Here is a 20,897-nt window from a genome sequence, read left to right as displayed (position 1 = left end):
GTTGTCCAAGTAGCCCCTTCGATCACTCCAGACAAACAATCACCGCAGTTCATCGCCGTTCGCAGGTGCTCCGGTAGGGCGCGTCCGGGATGTGGGCGGCCCACTGGGCCCGGGTCAGCGCGGTGCCCGCGCGGGCGCACACCTGGGTGAGGGCGGCGGACGCGGAGATGGCGTAGCGCCGGAGCGGGACGTGGTCGCCGGCGACGTAGAGCGTGCTGTTGTCGGGGCTGAAGGCGAGGGAGCGGACGGCTTCGCCGGGGGTGGGGAGGTTGCCGCCGAGGGGTTGCCGGGTGGCGGTGTCCCAGAGCTGGACGGTGCCGGCGTCGCCCGCGACGGCGAGGGTACGGCCGTCCGGGCTGAAGGCCAACGCGCTGACGGCTTCGGGGGTGTTGGTGGCCGAGGCGGGGAAGGCGTTCGGCAGGATGCCCGTGCGCTCGCGCAGCGCCCCGTCCCACAGGGCGACCCGCCCGGTCAGATCACCGGCCGCCAGCCGCGAACCGTCACCGCTGAACGCCAGGGCCCCGATCCGCCCGCTCTGCCCGAGGGCCTGCGCGGTGACGGGACCGGTCCGCACCCTGGTGGGATCGGTGGGCAGTTCGACGGAGTGGCTGTTGCCGACGAGGAGTCGACCGTCCGGCCGGAAGGCCAGGGTGCCGCTGTCGAAGTCGTCGAGCACGGCGGTCCTACGGTGGCGAGCGATGTCCCAGACCTCGTCGGTGACCCCGGTGGTGCTGGTGGTGCTGGTCGTGTCCGGGGCGGTGCCCGTGAGGCCGGTCAGTTTGCTGAGTTCGGGGAGGTCGTCGAGGTCGGGGAGTGGAGTGGCGGCGGCCGGGGCGTTCCAGGTGCGCGCGGCGAGCAGGGTGCGTCCGTCCGGGCCGAGGGCGACCGAGACGGCGGGCCCTGAAGTGGACGCCGAACTCGAACCCGAACTCGACGCCGAACCCGAACTCGACGCCGAACTCGAACCCGACGCCGATTCCGATGAGGCGGCGCCGAGATCCACCGTGCCACGCTCCCGCCGACGCGCGACATCCCACACGATCAACCGCTGCCCGACCGTGTCCCGCCCCGGTGCCGTCACCCCGTACACGAACGCGCGGCCGTCCGGACTGAACGCCATCAGCGACTTGGTGTCGCCCGGCACGACCGCCTCGCTCAGGCCATCGCGGGAGACCGGCAACGCAGGTGCCCGCAACTCCCGCACCAACCGCCCGTCCGAGGCCGCCCGGAGCTGGAACCGGTAGCGCCCGCCGCTGAGTTCGGCCGTGGCGAGCAACCGTCCGGACGGATCGAGCAGCGCGTTGTCGAGTGGACGGTCCCGCCACCGCGAGGTGGTAGCCGCGGCCACGTCCAGCGTGTGGACGGTCGCGCCTTCGAGATACCGCAGCACCGGCCGCGACGGATCCCAGGCCAAACTCCCGGACGGCAACTGCCCGTTGAGGGTGTACCGGAAAACCGGCGCGTCCGGCGCCGACACCCGCCACACCCGGATCTCGTCCCGGCACGAGGCCGCCAGGAACTCCCCGTCCGGGCTGAACGCGGCGTACTGCACATCCGGATAGAAGATGCCGGCCAGCCGCCGCCCGGACACGGTGTCCCAGGCGCGGATCCCGGTGCTCGACAGCGCGATGAGCCGCCGCTTCCCGTCGAACCGGAGCAGTTCGTACGAGTCGTCGCAGATCCCGTGCGTGCGCTCCCACGCCCCGTGCACCACCCGCCGACGCCCGAGGTCCCGCACGACGGGCGCGTGCCCCTTGCTACAGACGGCCACCTGCCGGTCGTCCGGACTCGGCGCCACATCGGGCGCACCCGAGCCCGAGGCCTCGTACAACACCCGGTCGTCCGAGACGGCCCGCACCCACGTCCGCCCGCCGCCCTTCCCCTTGCTTCCCCCGCTCCGCCCGCCACCGCCCGGATCACGCACCACATAGCTACGACCGCCCGGCCCGAAGCCGATCCGGTACGACGACGGAAGCACCCGCGCCGGCCCGGTCCACTTCCCCGTGCGCGTGTCCAACAGCCGCTGCCCACCCGGCACTTGAAGCACCACGACCCGCGCGTCGGGCCCGACGGCGCGGACGGTGCTCCGGCGGGGCAGCGACCCCGAGGCGGTACGACGATGCCCGGCGACGTCCCACGTTCGCCAGGTCCGCCCCTCCGAACTGAGCACGGTCCGGCCGGAGTCGGCGAGGAAGCGCGGGGTGTCGCCGTCCGCCCCGGGCGCGGTGAAGGCGTCCACCTGCGGCTGGGTGAGCGCGCCGAGCAGGGCGGAGCGGCTCTCGGTGAGCGGTGCCGTACGCCAGGCGGCGACGCTGAGCAGCATGGCGGTGCGCGGGTCGGTCGTCCGCATCGACCCGGCGACCGAGGCGACCCGGCGGGCGGCCGTTTCGAGGTGCTCGCGGACGCCGTTGCGGTGCAGTTGCCAGGCGACCAGACCGGTGACGAGCGAGAGGGCCACGGCGACGGACAGCGAGACGATCAGGCGCCGGGCCCGGCGTGCGGTACGGGTGGCGGTGCGGTGTTCGTGCGCACGGGCGTCGAGGGCGGCGGTGATGAACTCCCGTTCCAGCGTGTTGAGTTCGGGGGAGTGCCCGGCCGCGAACAACTCCTCGGCGTGGGCCAGCCGGTTGCCCCGGTACAGCGTGCCGGTGTCCCGGCCGAGCTCCTCCCACGTCTGCGCGGCCTGGGTGAGACTCCGGTGATGGCGCAGCCGTTCACGATCTTCCTCGACCCAACTGTGCAGCCTGGGCCAGCTGTTGATGAGGGCTTCATGCGCCAACTCGACACAGTCGGCGTCCACGGTCAGCAGCCGGGCACGCGCCAGCCGCTCCACGACCTCGCACAACTCCGGGTCACCGGAGTCCAGTTCGGCACGCAGGACCGGGCGCCGGGTGTCCGTGGTCCCCTGCCCCGGTTCGACCAGCCTGAGCAGCACGCGCCGGGCGGTGCGGGCCTGCGCGGGGGAGAGGCTGTCGTAGAGGCGTTCTGCGGTGGCGGCGATCGCGCCGCACACTCCGCCCGCCGCGTCGTAGGCGGCCATGGTCAGGGTCCGGCCGTGGCGCCGGTGCCAGGTCTCCAGCAGGGCGTGGGACAGCATCGGCAGCGCGCCGGGCCGTTCCACGACCTCGTCGATGATCCGGGCGGTCAACTCCCGTTCGACCAGCAGCCCGGCAGCGGCGGCCGGCCGTACGACGGCCTCCCGCAACTCCGTCGCGTCCATCGGCCCGACCAGCAGATGCGCCTCGCGCAACGCGTCCACGAGCCCGCGGTGCTCGGCGCAGCGGGCGTAGAAGTCGGCCCGTACGGCGACGACGACCCGCAGCCGAGTCCTCGGCTCCCGGGCGGCGAGCAGCAGCTCGATGAACCGTGCCCGCTCCTCCCGGTCCCGGCACAGCGTGAAGATCTCCTCGAACTGGTCGACCACCACCCAGCTGTCCGGCTCCCCGTCCTTCGGGGCGAGCAGATGCCCGTGGGTCGCGGCGGGCGTGGCCCCCGGGGTGAGCACGCGCAGCACGGCCGCGCAGCCGTCCTCCTGCACGCGGCGCCGCAGCCGGGGTATCAGCCCGGCCCGCAGCAACGACGACTTCCCGCTCCCCGACGCCCCGAACACCATCGCCAGCCGGTGCTCGTACACCAGCTCCAGCAACTCCCCGACCAGCCGCTCCCGCCCGAAGAACAGCGCCTCGTCCCCGGGCTCGAACCGCACCAGCCCGCGATACGGCGGCTTGTCCACCCCCTCTTCCCGTACGGCGGCCCGCTCCTCCTCGGCCGCGGCCTTCCACCGCGCCTCCCACTCCCCGGGATCGGCGTCGCAGGCCGTCGCGTACGCCTGCACCACGGCCAGCGACGGCAACCGTTCGCCCCCGGCCGCCTGCGCGAGGGTGGCCGCCGAGTAGTGCGCGCGCCGGGCCATCACCCGGTACGACGGCCCGCCGCACCCGGCGCGCAGCTCCCGCAGCTCGTGCGCGAGCCGCTGCACGGCTCCGGCCTCGGGGTCCACCGGCCGCTCGGGACGTCCCATCGCACCACCAATCGCCGCGTTCCTGGCAGGTCGCAAAGATTGAAACATCAAGAAGCGGGGTCGGGGCGGGGAGCGGGGACAACCTCCTGCGATGTTCACCACAAGTCCACAGGCGCTACGGTCGCGAGCCGGGACATCCCTGGTCAGCAGCGTGTCCAGCGGTCGGCGTCCGTCGATGGCGGCCGGCAGCGGCAGCGGCAGCGGCAGCGGCAGTGGCAGCAGGGGCTTGCGACGTCATGGCCCGGTCTACCGAATACCGATCACAACTCGTCGGCGGTCGCGCACCGCGCCGGCGCCGCGTGGGGGAGACGTGTGGCCGGGTTCGGGAGGAAGGGCGTCGTAGACGTAGGTGACGGTGAGTGTGGGGCGGAGGCCCCTGCCTTCGAGGGGGGTCGTGTAGACCTTCATGCCACCGACGGCGCTTTGTGCTCTCCGGCCGAGTGCCGGGTTCTTCTCCAACAGCGAGCGCGGGCCTCACGGGTGATCTCGGCGACGGTCGGCTGCTGGTCGTCGTTCACTGATCGGTTTCCCGAGCCGATTCCCGAGCCGAGCGGATTTCGGCGACGGCCGCGGCGACGGCTGAGCCGAAGGAGGGGTCCTGGCGCGCGGTGACTCGGCCGCGGAACTCCTCGACGAGGCGGACGACGCCGGAGAGGTCCGCCGGGTCGGCATGGTTGATCTCGCGGGTCAGCTCGGCCTCGAAGTCGTCCGCGTCGCCGGGGAAGCCGTAGCCCATGGTGAGGGCGGCACGGAGCTCCCCCACGGTGCGCATGGAGGGGAGGTGGGTGCCTCTCACGCTGCGTCCAGTTCGCACCAGACGTACTTGCCGCGGTGACCGTTCCTGGACAGGGGCTGCCAGCCCCACTGGTTCGCGCAGGCTCTGACGAGGGCGAGCCCGCGCCCCTCCTACAGATCGGTGATGGACGTCAACTCGTTTGGGGGCTGCGGGGGTTCGGGGTTCGCGTCCCAGGCGCCGATACGGAGGGTGCCGGGCGACCAGGAGACGCGTAGGGCGGCGGGGCCCTCCGTGTGGCGAACTGCGTTGCCCACCAGCTCCGTTGCGAGGAGTTCGGCGGTGTCGACCAGGTCGATCAGTCCGTGCATCGTGAGGATGAGGCGGAGGGTGCGGCGGCTGATCGTGATGGCGCGGGGGTCGTTGGGGATGTTGGGGGAGTACTCCCAGGGGGCGGGGTGTTCGGGTTCGGGCATGGGTGAACTCCGTTTGTGGTGTGGGGAGTTGGCGTTCAGGGCCGGTGGCAGTGCCGCAGCCGTCGTGGCAGGACGGAGCGGTGCGCTTCCGGTGCCCCGGGGTTTCGCAGGGTGTGCGGCGCGTCACTGACGGTATGGCACGAATTGGTGCCAGTGCAACCGGCTGGCGTAATCTGACACCCGAACGTGGCGCCGCTACCGGCGCGTTGGGAACAGGAGGGCGCATGCCGCCGAGGAGTAACCCCACAGCGCGACAGGTGCGTTTGGGGACTGAACTGCGCAGGCTGCGCGAGGCCGCCGGTTTGAAGGCCCGGGAGGCGGCGGCCCTCCTGAACTCGACCTCCGGCCAGATGAGCCACATGGAGTTGGGTATCGCGGCGGTCAGTGCAGAGCGCGTTCGCCGACTGGCTGTCCACTATGCCTGCACGGACACGGAGTTGATCGACGCGCTCGTGGCGATGGCGACCGATCGGACACGTGGCTGGTGGGAGGAGTACCGGGGAGTGCTACCGCCGGCGTTCCTCGACACCGCCGAGGCCGAGCATCACGCAACCTTCCTTCGCGAGGTCGTGGTCATGCTCGTTCCCGGGCTGCTCCAGACCTCCGACTACGCCCGCGCCGTCTACTCGTACATGCGCCCCGAGCTTCCCGAGAACGAGGTGGCCCTACGTGTCGAACATCGGCTGAACCGGCGCGTCGTCATCGAAGGCGACGATCCCACCCCGTACGAGACGGTCATCCACGAGTTCGCCCTGCGTGTCCAAGTGTCGGATCGCCGGGCGTCACTCGCCCAACTCGGCTTCATCCTGGAGGAGATCGAGAAGGGGCACGCCATTGTGCGGGTCATCCCCGTCGACTACGTGGGTTTCGCGGGCGCCGGAGCCTCGATGATGTATCTGGGTGGCCCTGTGCCCCGGTTGGACACCGGGTTGCGCGACTCGCCGACCGGTGTCGGCTTCTCCGATGCGGAAGCACAGTTGGAAAAGCTCCGCACGCTGTTCCATAGGGTGAGGAGCGCGTCACTGGACCCGGTGGCGTCGCGGGACTTCATCCACCGGCTGACCAAGGAACTGTAATGAACTGGCGAAAGTCGACGTACTCCAGCGGCGGCGACGGCGACACCTGCGTCGAGATAGCGGAACTCCCCACCCGCACAGCCGTCCGCGACTCCAAGGTGCCCACCCGTGCCACCCTCTCCTTCCCCACCCTCTCCTTCACCGCCCTCGTCGAGCACATCAAGGGTGACCGGGTTCCGCGGTGAATCGACCCCGGGCTTGAGCGGTGCGGCTCTTTGCCGGTGCCCGCCAGAGGGGACCCTCTCCGCGAAAGTGTGACACTTCAGGGCTAAGTGTCACACTTTCGGGGGGAGGGTCCCCCGCCCCCCGATCAACGTCCGCAACTGCGGCTCGAACACCCGGCAGTGGTGGCGGGTGCCCGACCAGTCCTGACCGGAGCCCGCACCACGACGAACGATCCACGGGGGCGCCCGTCTCCGTGGCGGTGCCAACAGCAGGTCGCGCAGGGGTGACCGGCGGTCCCGCCGCCTCCTGGGTCACCGGGATCACCGAGGTCGCCCCTGGTCAGACCGGGTGCTGTCGGGCTAGCGTCCGTGCATGGCAGCCTTTGACCCCTGGGACCCCGCGTTCGTCGACGACCCGTACCCCGCCTACGCCGAACTGCGCGACCGGGGCCGGGTCACCTACTACGAGCCGACGGACCAGTGGCTGGTCCCCCGGCACGCGGACGTCTCGGCACTCCTCCGCGACCGCCGCCTCGGCCGCACCTACCAACACCGCTTCACCCACGAGGACTTCGGCCGTACGGCACCCCCGCCCGAGCACGAGCCCTTCCACACCCTCAACGACCACGGCATGCTCGACCTGGAACCCCCGGACCACACCCGCATCCGGCGCCTGGTCTCGAAGGCGTTCACCCCGCGCACCGTCGAGCAACTGAGGCCCTACGTCAGCCAGTTGGCGGGCGAGCTGGTGGACGCCCTGGTGGCGAAGGGCGGCGGCGACCTCCTCACGGACGTGGCCGAGCCGCTCCCCGTCGCGGTCATCGCCGAGATGCTCGGCATCCCGGAGTCGGACCGTGCCCCGCTGCGCCCCTGGTCGGCGGACATCTGCGGGATGTACGAACTGAGCCCGTCCGAGGACACGGCGGCGAAGGCGGTCCGCGCGTCGAACGAATTCTCGTCGTATCTACGCGAGTTGATCGCGGCCCGTCGCAAGAACCCGGGCGACGACCTCATCTCCGGCATGATCGCGGCCCACGACGAGGACGACGACCGCCTCACCGAACAGGAGCTGATCTCCACCGCCGTCCTCCTGCTGAACGCGGGCCACGAGGCGACGGTGAACTCCACGGTGAACGGCTGGTGGGCGCTGTTCCGCAACCCGGACCAGCTGGCGGCCCTCCGCGCGGACCACTCCCTCATCCCGTCCGCCGTCGAGGAGTTGATGCGCTACGACACCCCGCTCCAGCTCTTCGAGCGGTGGGTGCTGGACGAGATCGAGATCGACGGTACGACGATCCCGCGCGGCGCGGAGATCGCGATGCTGTTCGGCGCGGCCAACCACGACCCGGCGGTCTTCACCGACCCCGAGCGCTTGGACCTCACCCGCGCGGACAACCCGCACATCAGCTTCAGCGCGGGCATCCACTACTGCATCGGCGCACCCCTGGCCCGTATCGAACTCGCCGCCTCCATGGGGGCGTTGCTGGAGAAGGCCCCGACGCTGAGGCTCGCGGCGGAGCCGGCACGCAAGCCGAACTTCGTGATCCGGGGACTGGAGGGGCTGAGCGTCGAGGTGGGGTAACAGACCCCCATAGGCCCCGAGTTGGATCTACGTCGCCGACCCGCCCCGGGGTCCCCGGACCTGCCGGCCGCCTGTCCGGGTGGGGCCGGTGGCGGGCGTTTCCCGCAACCGCTCGACGTGCTGCTGCTGGATGTCGCGGGAAAAGGTCAGATAGTCGATGACCAGTTCCAGCTGCTCGGGGGTGTAACGGCCGAACACCTTCCGCCCGGCGTCGTCGAGGAACGGCCCGATCAGGCCGAAGGCGCGCCGGGCCGCCTCCGGGGTGACCCGGATCAGGGTCTTGCGCCGGTCGTCGGGGTGCGGCGTGCGGGTGAGATAGGCGAGCTTCTCCAGCCGGTCGAGCATCGTGGTGACGCTCCCGGTGGTCAGGCCCAGCTGCCGGCTCAGCTCACGCGGGGTGATCTCCTCGACCGCGAAGAGGATCTCCAGGCAGCGCAGATCGGTCTCGTTGACCCCCATGAGCCGGGCCAGTTCGCGGTCGAAGTCGTCGACGGCGCTCTGGTAGGCCTGCACGGCCGCGCCCAGCCGCGCTTCGACCGACCCTGAGCCCGACCCTGAGTCCGACCCCGAGGCAGCACCCAAATCTGCCCCCGAGCCCGCCTCCGACTCCGTTCCGCTTGACATTCGAGATATCTCCCTGCATCGTAACTATCGGTTATTAGCTTGAAAGCCAAGATGTATGAAAGTCAAGCAGAACTGACCGACCCGAGGAGTCCACGCCATGTCGTCCAGCACGACCAACCCCATGAACGTAGCCGCTGACGGCGGCGGCGGGCCGGTGCCCTATCCCAAGCGGTGGGCGGCGGCGTTCGTGATGATCCTCGCGGCGCTGCTGGACATGATCGACGGATCGATCGTGAACACCGCGCTGCCCTCCATAGGCAAGGGCCTCAAGGCCACCCCCGCCGATCTCCAGTGGACCGTGTCCGCGTACATGCTCGGCTTCGCCGCCACGCTGATCATCGCCGGGCACCTCGGCGACCGCTACGGCCGCAAGAAGCTGTTCCTGCTCGGCGTCACCGCGTTCGCGCTGACGAGTCTGGCCAGCGCGCTGGCGACCTCGGCCGGGGTGCTCGTCGCCTCGCGCGGTCTCCAGGGCGTGGCCGCGGCGGTGATCATGCCGCAGATCCTCGCGTCGTTCCGCACGATGTTCGACGGCGAGGAACGCGGCAAGGCCTTCGCCCTGTACGGCGCGATCGCCGGCATCTCCACCGCCGTGGGCGTGCTGCTCGGCGGCGTGCTGACCGACTGGGACCTGTTCGGCTGGGGCTGGCGCACGATCTTCGTCATCAACCTCCCGCTGGCGGCCGTGGTCGTCGTCCTCGGCGCCAAGTGGATCCCCGCCTCCAAGGACCACGCCTTCACGGGCCGGACAGACCTGCCAGGCAACCTGGTCCTCGCCGCGGGCCTCGTCGCGATCGTGCTCCCGCTGGTCCAGGGCCGCTCCAACGGCTGGCCGCTGTGGGGCTGGCTCTGCCTGACCGCGGGCGTGGCCGCGATCGCCGCGCTGACGCTCTCGGAGAAGCGCCGAGGCATCGAACACCCGCTCCTCCCCACCGACTTGTTCAAGAAGCCCGCCTTCAGCGCAGGCCTGCTCGTCCAACTCCTCTTCTACGGCGGCATGTCCGGCTTCTTCCTGGTCTTCACCATCTGGCTCCAGTCCGGCCAGGGCTACACCCCCACCCAGGCAGGCCTGTTGATGGTCGCCTTCAGCGCGGGCTCGATCCTGGCCGCGCCCGGCGTCGACCCGCTGGTCGCCAAGTTCGGCCGTACGGTACTGATCCTCGGCGCGCTGGTCATGGCGGGCGGCCTGTTCTGGGTCCGCCACGCGGCCCAGCACTCCGCCCAACTGCACACCGGTGCCTGGCCGTTGGTACCGGGCCTGTTCCTGGCGGGCGTCGGGCTGATCCTCCTGATCATCCCGCTGGTCAACACGATCCTGAGCACCGTGCCGAGCGGCCTCGCGGGCGGCGCCTCCGGAATCCTCTCCACCGCCCAGCAGTTCGGCGGAGCGCTCGGCGTCGCGGTCATCGGCAACGCCTTCTTCTCCCACGCCGGCAAGGGCCTCACCGACGCCATCGCCCACGCGGGGCCCTGGGCGATCGGCGCCTACGTCCTGTGCGCGGTCCTGTGCCTGGCCCTGCCCCGCAAGGCAGTTGGCAACCAGGCCGAAGCCACCGCCTGACCTTCGACCCCAACAGACCACTGCCCTACGGCAGTTGCGCCACGCCCCACCCACCCTCACGAAAGAGACCCCCATGTCCGAGAAAACCACCTCCACCGAGATCCTCACCTCCACCGAGAAGCTCACCCTCCAGACCGCGGCCCACGGCGTCGTCTCCCTGATGGCGGCGGCCGACCCCGGCCTGATCTCCTCCACCCGCTCCGGCATGGCGGGCGGCAAGGCGCTGTCGTCCGCGACCGGCCTGGTCGGTCACGTCCTCGCCGAGAAGCTCAAGGGCCTTGATCTGGACGGCAGTTCCACCGCCGACCTGGCCGACCACACCTTCACCGCGCTGACCGCCTCGATGACCCTCCTCAAGACCAAGGCACCCGCCGAGGCCGAGAACTTCCACGCCACCATCACCACGATCATGGAAGCCGCCTCCCGCGCACACAAGGGCGGCGCCGGGCCCGCCGAGACGGCCATGATCCGGAAGATCACGGCGGCTCTCGACGCCGCCTGATCACCCGCCCTGCCTTGCCCCGCCCCGCCCCGCAGGTCAGCCGCGGGTGGCGCCCTCGGGCCAGAGCACCTTCACGGGTACGTCGTGCTCCCGCGCGTAGGAGACGACGTCGGCGGTGCCGCCGTAGCCCCGGGCAGGTCGGCCGTCCCAGACGGCGAGGAGTACGTCGACCTGGTCCACGAGGAGTTCGCTGCCCGCCATGTAGGCATCGGGGCCGGAGGCGTCGAGTCCCGTGCGGTGGACCTCCGTGGCTCGGCGGAGGAGGTCGTCGTAGGCGGGGTGGTACCAGGCGGGCAGGTCGGCGCGGTACTGCTCGGCGGGCAGGGCGACTTCGAGCCGCCCGCCGTGGCCGAGGACGGCCTCGGCGAACCAGGCGTCGGGTCCGTCGGCGATACAACTGACGCCCACCAGGCTCGCGTTGCCGCTGCCGCTGCCGCTGCCCGTGTACGACGCGACCGTCTCCTCAATGAGCGCGCGCACCGTCCGCTCCACCTCGCCGGACAGGCCGCGGTGTCCGGTGATCCCGATTCTCATGGGCGGCCGACTCCTGCTGGGCGAGGGGGAGTTCGGGTGGTCCGGTCGATCGCGATCTCCACCGTGTCGCGTACGCCGACCTCGCGCAACGCGTCGACGAAGACCTCCGCGAGCCAGGCCGCGGCGTCCGGGGTCCACTCGGGCAGGCCGCAGGCGAAGGCGGCCGTACGGTCGTGGGCGCTGGCTCTGACCTCGGCGTGGAGCAGTCCGTGCCCGCGCTGTACGACCAGTTCGCGCACCCGCTCCGCCACGGTGTCGACCGGCCCCAGGACGGAGACGACCGCCTCCGCCCGCGCGTCCGGTGCCGCCAGGGCGAACCAGGCGGCGTCCCCCACCAGGTCGAACCGGGTGTCCGGCGCGAGCCGCACCGGCACCCGCACCGTCAGCCCCGTGAAGTCCAACTCGCCCATCCGGCCCAGGGATTCGACCATCACCCGGGTCAACGGCAGCACAGGCAGGTGCTGTTCGCGCAGGTCGGTCGCGGGATACACGGTGATCCACGCGAGTTGCCGCACCCGGCCGTCCTGCGACCAGTCCCCGCCCGCGTCCGCATGCCCCCAGCGCTGCCCGCCGAGTTCGGCACCGGCGCTGAGACGGGTGGAACTCCAGCCGTAGGCGGCGGCCCGTTTGACCGCCAGGCTGAAGAGGTCTTCGTCCAGGTCGTGGTCCGCGCTGACCTGCCCGATCCAGGGGTGCTCGCGCAGCACGCCGTAGATCTCGGCGGTCATCGGGAGGTCGACGCCGTCTTCGTCGTCGTCCGCTTCCTCCAGCGGGCTTGTGCCCAACGCCGTTTCCTCTCAGTTCAGTTGAGTGCGCCTGGCGCGCCGCACCGGAGTCCGGACGCCGAGTGACAGCACGACTCCACCCAACACCGCCGACGGCAACTCCGCGTAGAGGACACTCCAGTCGTCAGGGAGCGCCCTGGTCAGGTCGTGAGGTCGCGGCGCCGTAGAGCCGTCAGCCCTACGGCGACCAGGGCCGCGGCGATCGCCGTGAGGGCGATCACCGGCCCCCACGCCATGTCTCCGCCCGGGAGCTTCGGGAGGTGGCCGAAGGGGGAGAGGTCCAGGACTGCCTGGGGGAGGTTGAGCGCGGGGCCGATCCAGCCGAGGAGGAGGGCGAGGCCGGCCGCTGCCCAGGACAGGGGGGACAGGCGGGGGGAGAGGCCGTGGAGCAGGACCGCGAGCGCGCCCAGGGTCCAGATCGCCGGGAGTTGGACCAGGGTGGCGGCCAGGATCGGGCCCGGGTCGGCGCCGTAGCCGAGGGTCAGGCCGAGGCCGCTCAGGAGCATGATCAGGACCGCGCCTCCGAAGGCGATGACCAGGTGGCCCGCTGCCCAGCGCAGGCGGCCCACCGCGTTCGCCAGGATCGGTTCGGCGCGCTGGCCGGTCTCCTCGCTGTGCAGGCGGAGGACCGAGGAGACCGCGTACAGCGCGGCGAGCATGCCGAACATGCCGACCATCGTGGCCAGGAACGCGTTCTCGATGCCGGACCGGCCGCCCATCCGCTCGATGATCTCGCGGGTCTTGGCGTTGTCCCCGACCAGGTCCGCCGCGCCCTTCGTGATGCCGCCGAAGGCGACCCCGGCCGCGAGGAAGCCGAGGCTCCAGCCCAGGACACTGCCCCGCTGGAGACGCCAGGCCAGTGCGCCCGCCGTGCCGAGGCGGCCGTGGGCCGGGCCCGGGCGGGCCGGGAAGAAGCTCATCCCCACGTCTCGGCGGCCCGCCAACTCGTAGGCCAGCAAGCCCTGGAGGAGAGGCGCGGCCACGAACAGGGCCAGGACCCACCACCGTTCGGACGCGAACGGGCGCAGGTTCTCCAGCCAGCCGATCGGGGAGATCCAAGTCGCCGGGGACGAGCCGTTGTTGGTGGTCGAGTCTCCTACGGCGCGGAGGACGAAAGCTGCTCCCAGTAGTCCGCCGGTCAGGCCCTTCGCCAAACGGCCGCTGTCCGTGAACTGCGCGACGATCGCCGCTAGCGTCGCGAACACCATGCCCACTCCGCCGATGCCCAGCCCGAGGGCCAGCGCGCCCGCCGATCCCTGGCCGGCCATACCTCCCGTGATCAGCAGCGCCAGCGCGGAGTTGGCGACCAGCGCCGTCAACAGGGCCGCCGTCAGCGGGGCTCGGCGACCCACCATCGCCGAGGAGACGAGTTCCTGGCGGCCGCTCTCCTCCTCGTCCCGCGTGTGCCGTACGACGACGATCAGGCTCATGACCCCGGCGAGGATCGCGGCGTAGCCGCCGATGCGCCACGCGGTGAGACCGCCGAGGGAGTCGCTGAACACCGGGCCGTAAGTCGCGCGCAGCGAACTGTTGGTGAGCATCTGGCGGGCGATGTCCGTGCGTTCGGCGGGGGTGGAGTACACGGTCTTCAGGGAGCCGGGGAGGGAGAGGACAAGGAGGCCGGTCACCGCCACCCAGGCCGGGATCACCACGCGGTCGCGGCGCAGGTTGAAGCGCAACAGGGCGCCGGTGCCTGCCAGTTGGCGCGAGCCGCTGGCGGCGGGGCGTGCGGGGAATGTGGCGGCCGTCATGCCGTCTCCTGGTAGTGGCGGAGGAACAGCTCCTCCAGCGTCGGCGGCTTCGAGGTCAGCGAGCGCACGCCGGACTCGCTCAACGATCGCAGTACGGCGTTGAGTTGGTCGGCCTCTACCTGGAGGCGGACGCGGTGACCTTGTACGTCGAGGTCGTGCACGCCGGGGATGGACGCCAACCCGTTGGGCGCGCCGGTGAGTTCGGCCGTCACGCTGGTGCGGGTGAGGTGGCGCAGGTCGGACAGCGAACCGCTCTCCACCGTGCGGCCCTTGCGGATGATGCTCACCCGGTCGCACAACTCCTCGACCTCGCTGAGGATGTGGGAGGAGAGCAGGATCGTACGACCCCGGTCGCGTTCCTCCTCCACGCAGCGCTGGAAGACCTCCTCCATCAGGGGGTCGAGGCCGGAGGTCGGTTCGTCGAGGATCAGCAGGTCGACGTCGGAGGCGAACGCGGCGACGAGGGCGACCTTCTGGCGGTTGCCCTTGGAGTACGTGCGGCCCTTTTTGGTGGGGTCCAGCTCGTAGCGGTCGATCAGGTCGGCGCGGCGCGTCTTATCGAGGCCGCCGCGCAACTTGCCGTAGAGATCGATGACTTCGCCCCCGGAGAGGTTGCGCCACAGCGTCACGTCGCCGGGGACGTAGGCGACCCGGCGGTGCAGTTCGACGGCGTCGGTCCAGGGGTCGCGACCCAGGAGCTGGGCCGCGCCGGAGTCCGCGTGGAGGAGGCCGAGCAGGACGCGGATCGTCGTGGACTTGCCGGAGCCGTTGGGGCCGAGGAAGCCGTGCACCTCGCCGGCCTCGACGTCCAGGTCGAGACCCGCGAGGGCTTGCGTCCTGCCGAACGCCTTGTGCAGTCCGGAGACGGTGATTGCCTTCGTCATGGAGCCGAACGTACGCTTCTTTCAGAAATTTGTGAAGTTAAGGAAGTGTGTGAAGCGCGGGTAAGGTTGGGCCTATGACGGATGGGGCGGAGCGGGACCAAGAGGCGGTCTCGAAGTTCGTGGAGAGTTTCGCGGCGCAGCTTGTCGAGGCCGGGATGCAGCGGATGCCGGCGCGGGTCTTCGCCGCGCTTCTGTCTTCCGACGACGGTGCGATGACCTCGGCGGAGCTGGGCGAACAACTGCGGATCAGTCCGGCTGGGGTCTCCGGGGCGGTGCGCTATCTGGCCCAGACGCACATGGTCTCGCGTGAGCGGGAGCCGGGTTCTCGTCGGGAACGGTATGTGGTGCACGGCGATCAGTGGTACGAGGCGCTGACCAATCGCGAGGCGCTGATCAAGCGCTGGGAGGGGGCTCTGCGTGAGGGTGTCAGCAGTCTGGGCTCGGATACGCCTGCGGGGCGTCGTATGGCCGAGACGCTCGCGTTCTTCGAGTTCGTGGACGGGGAGATCGTGGCGATGATGGAGCGGTGGAGGGTTCACCGGGAAACACGCTTCGGCGGAGCCACGTAAGGGGCGCGGGGCTGTAGCGATGTGCGGCTCCGCCGCGTGGGCGCGACCAGCCGCAACGCTCCCGCAGATTCGTACTCGTCCGCAGACCGTGGTGGGCTGGTCGCGCAGTTCCCCGCGCCCCTGAAAGCAGGGAACCTCAGCGCTCCTTTGTTTCTTCGAGGACCGTCCTACCCAGCAGCGCGTACCGCTCGGGCGCCCTGCGCTTCAGGTACTGGGCGTAGCCGATGCCCGTCGCCGCGACCAGCAGGACCAGCCACGGGGTCGCCTTGAGGACCAGGGAGCCGGACTCCGACCCCGCCGCGACGCTCATGTTGGACACCAGCAGTACGACGACCGCCAGCATCGCCACACCCCCGACCAGCGGAGCGGTGAACGTGCGGAACCAGTGCCGGCTCTCGGGGTGGTTCTTGCGGAAGTAGGCGAGGACAGCGAAGGAGCAGACGGCCTGGACGACGAGGATCGCCATCGTGCCGAGGATGGCCAGCAGGACGTACAGCGCGTTGGCCGGGTCCTTGCTCGTGGCCCAGAAGCCGAGGATCAGCACCGCGCTCACCGCCGTCTGGACGAGCCCCGCGATGTGCGGGGAACCGTGCCGGGCGTGGGTGCGGCCGATGGTGTTCTTCAGCGACGGGAGGACGCCTTCGCGGCCCAGGGCGTACATGTAGCGGGACGCGCAGTTGTGGAAGGCCATGCCGCAGGCGAGCGAGCCGCTGATCATCAGCCACTGCATGAGGTCGACCGCCCAATGGCCGACGTAGTGCTCGGTGGGGTTGAAGAAGAGGGCGAGCGGGTTCGCGGAGGACGCGGCCTTCACGGCCTCCGTCTCGCCGTTGCCGATGATGGCCATCCAGGAGACGAAGACGTAGAAGACGCCGACGCCCAGGACGGAGATCATCGTCGCCTTGGGGATGATCTTCTTCGGGTCGCGGGACTCCTCGCCGTACATCGCCGTCGACTCGAAGCCGACCCACGACCAGAAGGCGAAGAAGAGACCGAGACCGGCGGACGTCCCCTTGAACGCGTTGACCGGGTTCACCGGGCCGAAGGTGAAGCCGTGCGGGCCGCCGCCGTGCAGGGCGACCGAGATCGCCATCGCCGCGAGGACGGTCACCTCGGTGCCGAGCAGGACCACGAGGAGCTTCTCGGCGACCGAGACGCCGAACCAGGTGCCCATCGAGTTGACGGCGAGCATCACCAGCGCGAAGGCCCACCACGGGATGTCAAGTCCCGTCTGGTCCTTGAAGGTTCCGGTGGCGAAGGTGGAGAAGATGCCGATGAGGGCCGGCTCGAACACGGCGTACGCGAACGTGGCGAGGAGCCCGGAGGCCAGTCCGACGGTGCGGCCGAGGCCGTAGGAGATGAAGCCGTAGAAGGCGCCCGTGGACGTTATGTGCTTCGCCATCGAGGTGAAGCCAACGGAAAAGATTGCCAGGACGACCATTGCGACGAGGTAGCTCGCCGGGGCGCCTATGCCGTTGCCGGACGAGACCATGAAGGGCACGTTGCCGGTCATCGCGGTGATCGGGGCGGCGGTCGCGACGGCCATGAAGACCACGCCCAGCAGGCCGATGGCGTTGGGCTTGAGCCGGTGAACGGCGCCGTCCTCGCTTGCTTTCGCCGCCGGGGCGACTGACTCGTCCACTGCCATCGGGATGGTTCCTCTCGTGCTGCTCGGGTGGTGCACTGGACCGGAACTCTGTATGTCCAATGAGTCGGGAAAGGGTCGTGGGACGTTAAATGTTTGTCAACCAGACCTTTAGAAATCTGAGGAAATCTGCGGGCAACACGCGCCTCGTACGGTCACCGGCATGAGTACGTACACCTCCACGCTCGGCGGCCACAGCTACCGCTTCGGCTCCCTCGCGCGCCTGCTCGCCGCCGCGAGCCCGGAGCGTTCCGGCGACCGGCTGGCAGGGCTGGCCGCGTCGTCCGCGCAGGAGCGGGTCGCGGCGCGCTGGGCGCTGGCGGACGTACCGCTGACCGCGTTCCTCGCCGAGCCGGTGATCCCGTACGAGACGGATGACGTGACCCGGTTGATCCTCGATACGCACGACGTGGGGGCGTTCGCGGCGGTGGCCGGTATGACGGTGGGCGCGTTCCGGGAGTGGCTGCTGGCGGCGGATACCGGTGAACTGGCCGCTGTGGCCCCCGGGTTGACGCCGGAGATGGTCGCGGCGGTGTCGAAGCTCATGGGGAACGCGGACCTGGTCGCGGTCGCGCGGAAGGTACGGGTGGTGACCGCCTTCCGCTCGACGATCGGTCTGCCGGGCCGCCTGGCCACCCGCCTCCAACCGAACCACCCGACCGACGACCCGGCGGGCGTAGCCGCGGCCCTTCTGGACGGGCTGCTCCTCGGCTCGGGCGACGCGGTGATCGGCATCAACCCGGCGACGGACAGCCCGAAGGCGGTACGGGACCTGCTGGAACTGCTGGACGGCGTGATCCAGCGGTACGCCATCCCCACCCAGTCCTGCGTGTTGTCCCACGTCACGACGAGCATGGACCTGATGGCACGCGGGGCGCCGGTGGACCTGGTCTTCCAGTCCATCGCGGGCACTCAGGCGGCGAACGCGTCCTTCGGCGTGACGCTGGGGCTGCTCGACGAGGCGTACGAGGCGGCGCGGGGGCTCGGCCGGGGCACGGTCGGCTCGAACGTCATGTACTTCGAGACGGGCCAGGGCAGCGCGCTGTCGGCGGACGCGCACCACGGCGTCGACCAGCAGACGGTGGAGGCACGGGCGTACGCGGTGGCCCGCCGCTACGACCCCCTCCTCGTGAACACGGTGGTGGGCTTCATCGGCCCGGAGTACCTGTACGACGGCCGCCAGATCCTCCGCGCGGCCCTGGAGGACCACTTCTGCGGAAAGGTGCTGGGCCTGCCGATGGGCCTGGACATCTGCTACACCAACCACGCCGACGCGGACGACGACGACATCGCCACGATGCTCACCATGCTCGGCGTGGCCGGCGCGTCCTTCGTGATCTGCACCCCGGGCGGCGACGACATCATGCTCAACTACCAATCCGCCTCGTACCACGACGCGTTGTACCTCCGCGAGGTCCTCGGGCTGCGCCCGGCACCGGAGTTTGAGACCTGGCTCGCGTCCATCGGCCTGCTGGGCGAGGGCGGCGAGATCAGGGACGTGTCCGGTACGGCCCACCCGTTGACGGCGATCGGAAGGGAACTGGCGGCATGACACTCAGTCAAGTAGTGCCTGTGGAACTGGAGTTGTGGCCTTCCCTGCGTCGCCACACGCAGGCGAGGATCGGCCTGGGCCGAGCGGGTACAGGCCTTCCCACCCACCACCGGCTGGAGTTGCAGGCGGCGCACGCGGCGGCGAAGGACGCGGTCCACTCCCCGTTCGAGCCGGACGTGGTGGCGGCGGCGCTGCGGGGCGAACCGACGGTCCGCGTCCGCAGCGCGGCCCCCGACCGCCTCACCTACCTCCAACGCCCGGACCTGGGGCGCCGGTTGGACCCGGCGGACCGCGCGCACCTGCCGGTGGGGGAGTGGGACGTGGTCTTCGTGGTCGCCGACGGCCTCTCCAGCCGGGCGGTCCACGAACACGGCGCGGCGATGGTCCGGGCGACGACGGCCCTGTTGCCCACGGCGTGGCAGGTGGCTCCGGTGGTGTTGGCGGAGCAGGCGCGGGTTGCCCTCGGCGACGACGTGGCCTCGGCGATGGGCGCGGCCATGGTCGTGGTCTTCGTCGGGGAGCGGCCCGGGATGTCGGCGGCGGATTCGCTGGGCGCGTATCTGACGTACCGCCCGAAGCCGGGGGTCACGACGGACGCGGACCGGAACTGCCTGTCCAACATCCGGCCGCCGTTGGGGCTGTCGTATGAGGTGGCGGCGGGGAAGTTGGCGGGGCTGATGGGGCGGGCGCGGGAGTTGGAGATCACGGGGGTGGGGTTGAAGGATGAATCCGATCACATGGAAGTAAGTGGGCGACTACTCCAAGTTGCGGCTGGTCCGCATCAAGGGGAGGGCGCATCATGACACTCATGGCAGAGCGACCGGTGATTGACGGCACTGAGCCCCACAGCGACTTCGAGGAGCTTTTGGACGTCCTCGACGAGCTGCATGTGCCGGACGGCTACAAGGCCGAGATCATCAGGGGGAGCATCGTCGCGTCGCCGTGGTCGAGGGCGTATTGCTTCCGTGTCATGGAACTGGTGTGTGATCGGCTGAGGCCGCATGCACCGCAAGAGCACCGCATCGGTTCCAGCCCGTTTCTCTACGTCTTCCCGGGTGACGAGCGGGCTTACGGGCCCGACATCTATGTCGCACACCAGCGGACGTTCGAGTCGCTGAGCAATCACCTGGACGGCGAGGCCCTCGCCTTCGTCGCCGAGCTGACCTCTTCGTCCACGCGTGGCGACGACCTGACCGACAAGGTTCGCGTCTACGGCAAGGCGGGCGTCCCCGTCTACCTGGTGCTCGACATGCAGGAGGAGCAGGCGACCGTCTTCTGGACGCCCTCCGACAAGGGATACGACTCGCACTGCACGGTGCCGTTCGGCGAGGGACTCGCCATCCCCGCCCCCTTCGACTGCACCCTCGACACCACCGGCTTCGAGCCTCCTACCCCGCCGGCAAAGTAAGCCCCCAAGCCCCCTCCCGAACAACCCACGTCCGGGTCCGCACCGGCCCGCTCACCACCGCATCCGCCCGGTACCGAAAATCCGCCCCGGACACGGTGACCGTCCGCCCCCGCGCGTACAAGGGCGAAGCCTCCGCACCCACCGACACCGGCCGCACCTCCACCTCGGCGAACCCCGACGCCCCGGGCGTCACGGAGATCCCCTCCACGGGCTGGTCCAGATCCACCAGCGTCACCCCGTCCACCTCGACCCGCAGCCGCGCCGGAGCGAGCCGGGTCACACCGGTAAGCGGCTCCCGCGAAGGCCGCACCGGCACCAGCGTCCGTACCAGCGACTGACAGGTCCGCAACCACGACGCATGCGCGGAACCGGAACCGGAGCCAGGACCGGAACCGGAACCGGAACCGGAACCGGAACCGGAACCGGAACCGTAGCCGAACGAGGAAGCCCCCGTCACCGCATCCTCCTGATCCACCGGCGGAGCCTCCCGCATCGTGGGCAGCGACGGGATCCGCAAGGCACCGAGCACCACCCCGTCGCTGTCGTCCACCAGTAGATCCATCCGCCGTACGACCCCGTCGAGCACGGCGCGCGCCGCCGCGACCGCCCCCGTAGGCACCCCCAGCGCCCCCGCCAGGGACAGCCCACCCCCCACCGGCACCATCGACAGCACACATCCAGCCAGCTCCCGCTGCCGGTGCAACAGGGACACGGCCCGCATCAGGGCCCGGTCGTCGCCCACCAGCACCGGCCGGCGCGAACCCCGCCGGGCCAGGACCCGGGCGAATTCCTCGGGCCCCTCCGGCAGGCACACCTTCGTCGCCGCACCCGCGCTGAGCACGTCTTTCGCGATGCGGACGGACTCCGCGTCGGTGCGCCGGGCGGCCGGATCGATGACGATCAGCAGCTGATCGGAAGTCGCGAAAGTCGCCACCTCGGCCATGCCTCGCTTCCTCGGGTAGCATCTTTGTGCAAGAGCCCCTTGCGCTATTGCGCCAGGGGCTTCGTCTATTCCGGGGCATCCGGTCCG

The 20,897-nt window shown here is 70.4% G+C and carries 18 protein-coding genes and 1 pseudogene; 9 read left to right on the top strand and 10 right to left on the bottom strand.

Features of this window, described 5'->3' with window-relative positions:
- Positions 1–49: 49 nt before the first annotated feature.
- From OG194_RS21725 to OG194_RS21715, 3 genes and pseudogenes are all read right to left on the bottom strand, one after another.
- Positions 50–4,021: an nSTAND1 domain-containing NTPase gene (locus OG194_RS21725; RefSeq protein ID WP_327402481.1), complete on the bottom strand. Its 3,972-nt coding sequence runs from the start codon at positions 4,019–4,021 to the stop codon at positions 50–52.
- Positions 4,022–4,535: 514 nt separating this feature from the next.
- Positions 4,536–4,817 carry a hypothetical protein gene (locus tag OG194_RS21720; RefSeq protein WP_327402480.1) on the bottom strand — a complete coding sequence of 94 codons (282 nt, stop codon included), beginning with the start codon at positions 4,815–4,817 and terminating at the stop codon, positions 4,536–4,538.
- A pseudogene (locus OG194_RS21715) lies at positions 4,814–5,230 on the bottom strand (ATP-binding protein). The gene OG194_RS21720 and the pseudogene OG194_RS21715 overlap by 4 nt, the downstream one beginning before the upstream one ends.
- 224 nt (positions 5,231–5,454) lie before the next feature.
- Here OG194_RS21715 and OG194_RS21710 point away from each other — a divergent pair.
- The 3 genes from OG194_RS21710 (at position 5,455) to OG194_RS21700 (ending at position 8,052) form a co-directional block, all read left to right on the top strand.
- The gene (locus OG194_RS21710) at positions 5,455–6,306 is read left to right on the top strand and encodes a helix-turn-helix domain-containing protein (RefSeq protein ID WP_327402479.1); all 852 of its coding nucleotides are present in this window, start codon (positions 5,455–5,457) and stop codon (positions 6,304–6,306) included.
- The gene (locus OG194_RS21705; protein WP_327402478.1) at positions 6,306–6,491 is read left to right on the top strand and encodes a DUF397 domain-containing protein; all 186 of its coding nucleotides are present in this window, start codon (positions 6,306–6,308) and stop codon (positions 6,489–6,491) included. The genes OG194_RS21710 and OG194_RS21705 overlap by 1 nt, the downstream gene beginning before the upstream one ends.
- Before the next feature lie 352 nt (positions 6,492–6,843).
- On the top strand, positions 6,844–8,052 hold the full coding sequence (locus tag OG194_RS21700; RefSeq protein WP_327402477.1) for a cytochrome P450: 1,209 nt from the start codon (positions 6,844–6,846) through the stop codon (positions 8,050–8,052).
- A gap of 27 nt (positions 8,053–8,079) precedes the next feature.
- Here the strand turns inward: OG194_RS21700 and OG194_RS21695 are convergent, their stop codons facing one another.
- The gene (locus tag OG194_RS21695; RefSeq protein WP_327402476.1) at positions 8,080–8,565 is read right to left on the bottom strand and encodes a MarR family winged helix-turn-helix transcriptional regulator; all 486 of its coding nucleotides are present in this window, start codon (positions 8,563–8,565) and stop codon (positions 8,080–8,082) included.
- Between the two features lie 208 nt (positions 8,566–8,773).
- On the opposite strand from OG194_RS21695, the gene OG194_RS21690 reads away from it, so the two are divergent.
- Positions 8,774–10,237 carry an MFS transporter gene (locus OG194_RS21690; RefSeq protein ID WP_327402475.1) on the top strand — a complete coding sequence of 488 codons (1,464 nt, stop codon included), beginning with the start codon at positions 8,774–8,776 and terminating at the stop codon, positions 10,235–10,237.
- A gap of 73 nt (positions 10,238–10,310) precedes the next feature.
- Positions 10,311–10,739: a hypothetical protein gene (locus OG194_RS21685; protein ID WP_327402474.1), complete on the top strand. Its 429-nt coding sequence runs from the start codon at positions 10,311–10,313 to the stop codon at positions 10,737–10,739.
- Between the two features lie 36 nt (positions 10,740–10,775).
- On the opposite strand, the gene OG194_RS21680 is transcribed toward OG194_RS21685, so the two are convergent.
- The 4 genes from OG194_RS21680 to OG194_RS21665 form a co-directional block, all read right to left on the bottom strand.
- On the bottom strand, positions 10,776–11,273 hold the full coding sequence (locus tag OG194_RS21680; RefSeq protein WP_327402473.1) for a hypothetical protein: 498 nt from the start codon (positions 11,271–11,273) through the stop codon (positions 10,776–10,778).
- Positions 11,270–12,058 (bottom strand): hypothetical protein, encoded by a 789-nt coding sequence (locus OG194_RS21675; RefSeq protein ID WP_327402472.1) that lies wholly within the window; start codon positions 12,056–12,058, stop codon positions 11,270–11,272. The genes OG194_RS21680 and OG194_RS21675 overlap by 4 nt, the downstream gene beginning before the upstream one ends.
- A gap of 140 nt (positions 12,059–12,198) precedes the next feature.
- Positions 12,199–13,809, bottom strand: coding sequence for an ABC transporter permease (locus tag OG194_RS21670; RefSeq protein WP_327402471.1), 1,611 nt, complete (start codon positions 13,807–13,809; stop codon positions 12,199–12,201).
- Positions 13,806–14,693 carry an ABC transporter ATP-binding protein gene (locus OG194_RS21665; RefSeq protein ID WP_327402470.1) on the bottom strand — a complete coding sequence of 296 codons (888 nt, stop codon included), beginning with the start codon at positions 14,691–14,693 and terminating at the stop codon, positions 13,806–13,808. Before OG194_RS21665 ends, OG194_RS21670 begins: the two co-directional genes overlap by 4 nt.
- A gap of 74 nt (positions 14,694–14,767) precedes the next feature.
- Between OG194_RS21665 and OG194_RS21660 the strand changes: the two genes are divergently transcribed.
- On the top strand, positions 14,768–15,262 hold the full coding sequence (locus OG194_RS21660; RefSeq protein ID WP_327402469.1) for a GbsR/MarR family transcriptional regulator: 495 nt from the start codon (positions 14,768–14,770) through the stop codon (positions 15,260–15,262).
- Between the two features lie 136 nt (positions 15,263–15,398).
- Here the strand turns inward: OG194_RS21660 and OG194_RS21655 are convergent, their stop codons facing one another.
- Complete coding sequence (locus OG194_RS21655; protein WP_327402468.1) at positions 15,399–16,910, bottom strand: APC family permease; 1,512 nt, start codon at positions 16,908–16,910, stop codon at positions 15,399–15,401.
- 160 nt (positions 16,911–17,070) lie between these two features.
- Between OG194_RS21655 and OG194_RS21650 the strand changes: the two genes are divergently transcribed.
- From OG194_RS21650 to OG194_RS21640, 3 genes are read left to right on the top strand one after another with little or no spacing between them, the layout of a single operon-like run.
- The gene (locus OG194_RS21650; protein ID WP_327402467.1) at positions 17,071–18,459 is read left to right on the top strand and encodes an ethanolamine ammonia-lyase subunit EutB; all 1,389 of its coding nucleotides are present in this window, start codon (positions 17,071–17,073) and stop codon (positions 18,457–18,459) included.
- Positions 18,456–19,262 (top strand): ethanolamine ammonia-lyase subunit EutC, encoded by an 807-nt coding sequence (gene eutC / locus OG194_RS21645; RefSeq protein WP_327402466.1) that lies wholly within the window; start codon positions 18,456–18,458, stop codon positions 19,260–19,262. The genes OG194_RS21650 and eutC overlap by 4 nt, the downstream gene beginning before the upstream one ends.
- The gene (locus tag OG194_RS21640; RefSeq protein ID WP_327402465.1) at positions 19,259–19,867 is read left to right on the top strand and encodes a Uma2 family endonuclease; all 609 of its coding nucleotides are present in this window, start codon (positions 19,259–19,261) and stop codon (positions 19,865–19,867) included. Before eutC ends, OG194_RS21640 begins: the two co-directional genes overlap by 4 nt.
- Here OG194_RS21640 and OG194_RS21635 read toward each other — a convergent pair.
- Complete coding sequence (locus tag OG194_RS21635; RefSeq protein ID WP_327402464.1) at positions 19,848–20,810, bottom strand: diacylglycerol kinase; 963 nt, start codon at positions 20,808–20,810, stop codon at positions 19,848–19,850. The two genes, OG194_RS21640 and OG194_RS21635, sit on opposite strands and share 20 nt — an antisense overlap.
- Positions 20,811–20,897 lie beyond the last annotated feature (87 nt).

The organism is Streptomyces sp. NBC_01288, from assembly GCF_035982055.1.
GTDB lineage: Bacteria > Actinomycetota > Actinomycetes > Streptomycetales > Streptomycetaceae > Streptomyces.
This window is presented reverse-complemented; position numbering and strand designations above follow the sequence as displayed.